At 67.7% G+C, this 3,689-nt stretch carries 5 protein-coding genes; 2 read left to right on the plus strand and 3 right to left on the minus strand.

Annotated elements, in window-relative coordinates; genetic code table 11:
* Both N5E02_RS20475 and N5E02_RS20480 read left to right on the plus strand, forming a co-directional pair.
* Positions 1 to 858, plus strand: an 858-nt coding sequence (locus tag N5E02_RS20475) for an iron-sulfur cluster-binding domain-containing protein (RefSeq protein WP_279946699.1), incomplete at its 5' end; no start/stop codon positions are given.
* A gap of 11 nt (positions 859 to 869) precedes the next feature.
* A complete protein-coding gene (locus N5E02_RS20480; RefSeq protein WP_005416924.1) occupies positions 870 to 2,018 on the plus strand; it encodes an acyl-CoA desaturase in 1,149 nt (382 codons plus the stop codon).
* Positions 2,019 to 2,023: 5 nt separating this feature from the next.
* Here the strand turns inward: N5E02_RS20480 and N5E02_RS20485 are convergent, their stop codons facing one another.
* From N5E02_RS20485 to N5E02_RS20495, 3 genes are read right to left on the minus strand one after another with little or no spacing between them, the layout of a single operon-like run.
* Complete coding sequence (locus N5E02_RS20485) at positions 2,024 to 2,359, minus strand: tetratricopeptide repeat protein (RefSeq protein ID WP_053498539.1); 336 nt, start codon at positions 2,357 to 2,359, stop codon at positions 2,024 to 2,026.
* A complete protein-coding gene (locus tag N5E02_RS20490) occupies positions 2,356 to 2,934 on the minus strand; it encodes a flavin reductase family protein (RefSeq protein WP_279946700.1) in 579 nt (192 codons plus the stop codon). Before N5E02_RS20490 ends, N5E02_RS20485 begins: the two co-directional genes overlap by 4 nt.
* A complete protein-coding gene (locus N5E02_RS20495) occupies positions 2,931 to 3,560 on the minus strand; it encodes a superoxide dismutase (protein WP_235649250.1) in 630 nt (209 codons plus the stop codon). The genes N5E02_RS20490 and N5E02_RS20495 overlap by 4 nt, the downstream gene beginning before the upstream one ends.
* Positions 3,561 to 3,689: the final 129 nt, after the last annotated feature.

Genomic DNA, 3,689 nt, shown 5'->3' on the forward strand with positions numbered 1-3,689 from the left:
ACCCTCGGCGTGGAGATTGAAGGACGCCTGTGGCAGCGCAGCTACAGCCCCACCGCATTGGGACCGCGCGAACTGGCGATCACCGTCAAGGCGGTCGAGGGCGGCCGGGTCAGCCAGCATCTGGTCAACCATGCGCAGCCGGGCGAGCTGTTCCGCGTGGAGGCTGCGTTCGGAGAATTCCAGTTGCCGGCCGCGGCTCCGGTATTGCTGCTGGCGGCCGGTAGTGGCATCACGCCGATGCGCAGCCTGCTGCGCGACGCCTGCCAGCGCCCGCTGGCCGCGCCGGTGGACCTGTTCTACTGGGAGCGCAGTGCCGCCCAGCTGCAGTTCCGTGATGAGCTGCAGGCGCTGGCCGCGCGCCAGCCGAACCTGCGTGTGCACCTGCTGACCACCCGCGAGGGTGATGCGCCTGCCGCACGCATCGATACTCACGATCTGCAGGTCGCCGGCGATGACACCCCGTTGGCGCAGCGCCACGTGCTGGCCTGTGGCCCGGATGGATTCGTTGCCGCTGCGCGCGAACGCCTGGCGCACCAGGTCGCGGGTTTCCAGGCGGAAGCGTTCACTCCGCCGGCGCCGTTGCGCGACGCCAGCAGCGAAGGCGAAGTGTCGCTGACCCTTGCCCGCAGTGGCCGCCAGCTGAGCGTGCCGCGCGGCCGCTCGTTGCTGGAAAGCCTCGAAGCCCATGGCATCAAGCCCAAGCATGGCTGCCGCATGGGCATCTGCAATACCTGTAGCTGTGACCGCGTCAGTGGCGTCACCCGCCACCTGCGCACCGGCGACCTGCAGTCCGAATCGGCACAGCCGGTGCGGATCTGCGTGAGCGCACCGACCACCGACCTGACCCTGGATCTCTGAGGACGCCTGCCATGACCCGCGCCACCGACCGTGCCCTGAGTACTGCCGAGATGCATGCCTTCGGCGAGGAACTCGACGCGATCCGCGACCGTGTGATCGGCAGCCTCGGCGCCTCCGATACCCGCTACATCCGCCGCGTGGCCGCCGCCGTGCGCTGGTTCGGCGTGGGTGGCCGTGGCCTGCTGTTCCTGGCAGCGTTTTCGCCGCTGTTCTGGATGCCGCTGCTGTGGCCGGCCGCGATCACCGGCACGCTGCTGCTGGCGCTGTCGAAGATCCTGGAGAACATGGAGCTGGGCCACAACGTGATGCACGGCCAGTTCGACTGGACCGGTGATCCCAAGCTCAATGGCAACACCTACGAGTGGGACATCGTTGCCACCGCCGACAACTGGCGCAAGACCCACAATTTCCGCCACCACACCTACACCAATGTGCGTGGCATGGACGATGACATCGGCTATGGCCTGCTGCGCATCTTCCCCGAACAGCGCTGGAAGCCGTTCTACCTGCTGCAGCCGATCATCGCGCCGATCTTCGCACTGCTGTTCCAGTGGGGTGTGGCGGCGCAGGACCTTCGCCTTGGCCGCTGGCTGAAGGGCCGCATGAGTGCCCGTGCGATGTGGCTGCAGACCCGCCCGGTGGCGCGCAAGATGCTGCGCCAGGTGCTGAAGGACTACGTGTTCTTCCCGCTGCTGGCGGGTCCGTTCTTCCTCACCGTGATGCTGGGCAACCTGGTCGCCAACGGCCTGCGCAACATCTGGACCTACGTGATCATCTTCTGCGGGCACTTCACCGCCGAATCGGAAACCTTCCCCAAGGAGTGCCTGCGCAATGAGTCGCGCGGCCACTGGTACCTGCGCCAGCTGCGCGGTTCGTCCAACATCAGCGGCGGCTTCCTGATCAACGTGCTGTCGGGCAACCTCAGCCACCAGATCGAGCACCACTTCTACCCGGATCTGCCGGCCAACCGCTACGCGGCCATCGCCAAGGAAGTGAAGGACATCTGCCGCCGCTACGGCCAGCACTACAACAACGGCTCGCTGCCGCGCCAGTTCGGCCAGGTGGTCTGGCGCATCCTGCGCCACGCGTTCCCGAGCAAGCCGCGCCGCCTGCCGATGCCGGACATCATGTCCGCACCGGCATCGGCCAACGCGGGCTGATCGACTCAGCCCGCCTTCGCCAGGGCCGCCTGTTCGCGGTCCAGGCGGCGCAGGAACACCTGCATTTCCTTGCGTGCCTGCTGGTCGCCCTTGCTGCCGGCCACGCTCAAGCCGCGCTGCCACGCCTCACGGGCCGCCTGTGGCTGGCCACTGGCCAGCCAGGCTTTGCCCAGCAGCTTCCAGGCCGCCGAGTACTGCGGATCAAGCACCACGCAACGGCCCAGGTGGGTTGCCGCGCGTACCGGGTTGCCGGCATCCAGCCAGCCCTTGCCCAGGCCGAAGCGCAGCAGCGCGCCGTCCTTGCCGGCGGCAAGCATGCATTCCAGAGCTTCGATGTTCATCCGCGTACCTCCGCCAGCAGCTCGGCCGGGCCGGGCTGGAAGCGGCCGCGATGGAACAGCAGTGGCGCGCCGCCGTTCTCGTGCACTTCGATGATGCGGCCGGCCAGCAGCAGGTGATCGCCCACCGGCCACTGCGCGTGGCGGGTACAGGTGAGATGGGCGACCGCACCGGTGATGCGGGGTGGGGCGTCCTCGTCGTCATCCAGCAATGCCAGGCCGTCGAAGCGGTTGCGGACCTGCGGATCGGCGAAGCGCCGGGCCAGCGCTTCCTGGTCGGCCGCCAGCACGCTGAGCGCAAAGCGCGTGGCGCGCTGGAAGGTGGACAGGCTCTGTGCGTGCAACGCCAGGTTCCACAGCACCAACGGTGGCTGCAGTGAGACCGGCACGAACGAGTTGATGGTCAGGCCGACCGGCTTGCCCTGTGCATCGCGCGCGCAGACGATGGCCACGCCGGTCGGGAAATGGCCGAGCAGCCGCTGCAGGGCACGCGGCGGCATCTCGACCGATGGCACCGGGGCCGGGGCGGGGAACACCCCGGCCCACGGCCCGGCGTAGGGCAGTGTCTCGCCGCTCATGAGGCCCGGGCCTGGTGGTAGCGCCGGCCGACTTCGGCCCAGTTGATGATGTTGAAGAAGGCGCCGATGTAGTCCGGGCGGCGGTTCTGGTAGTGCAGGTAGTAGGCGTGTTCCCAGACATCCAGTGCGAGGATCGGGGTGTGGCCGGACAGGCCTACGGCTGCACCCATCAGCGGGCTGTCCTGGTTGGCGCTGCTTTCCACCTGCAGGCGACCATCGCGATCGCGGGTCAGCCAGGCCCAGCCACTGCCGAAGCGGGTCTGCGCGGCCTTGGTGAAGGCCTCCTTGAAAGCATCGAAACCGCCGAGGTCACGGTCGATGGCGGCGGCCAGTTCGTCATCGGGTGCACCACCGGTGGTGCTGAGCACGGTCCAGAACAGGCTGTGGTTGGCGTGGCCGCCGCCGTTGTTGCGGACCGCGCCACGCTGGGCCTCGGGCACGGCATCGAGGTTGGCGATCAGCGCCTCGACCGGCTGCTCGGCGATGCCGGCCTGCTCGATGGCGGCGTTGAGATTGTTGACGTAGGTCTGGTGGTGCTTGCTGTGGTGGATCTCCATCGTGCGCGCATCGAAATGCGGCTCAAGGGCGTCGTAGGCGTAGGGGAGCGGGGGAAGCGAGTACGACATCGAAGCAATCTCCGTGGGAAGGCCAGGGGGCTGGCCGTGGGGAGATCGTTATCGCACCTCAACATTGGTTGAGGTCAAGGGGCGGGATTGAGGTGCGTGCGCGTTCAACGCTTTGATTCTTCCTGCAGG

The organism is Stenotrophomonas sp. GD03777, from assembly GCF_029842485.1.
Lineage (GTDB): Bacteria > Pseudomonadota > Gammaproteobacteria > Xanthomonadales > Xanthomonadaceae > Stenotrophomonas > Stenotrophomonas sepilia.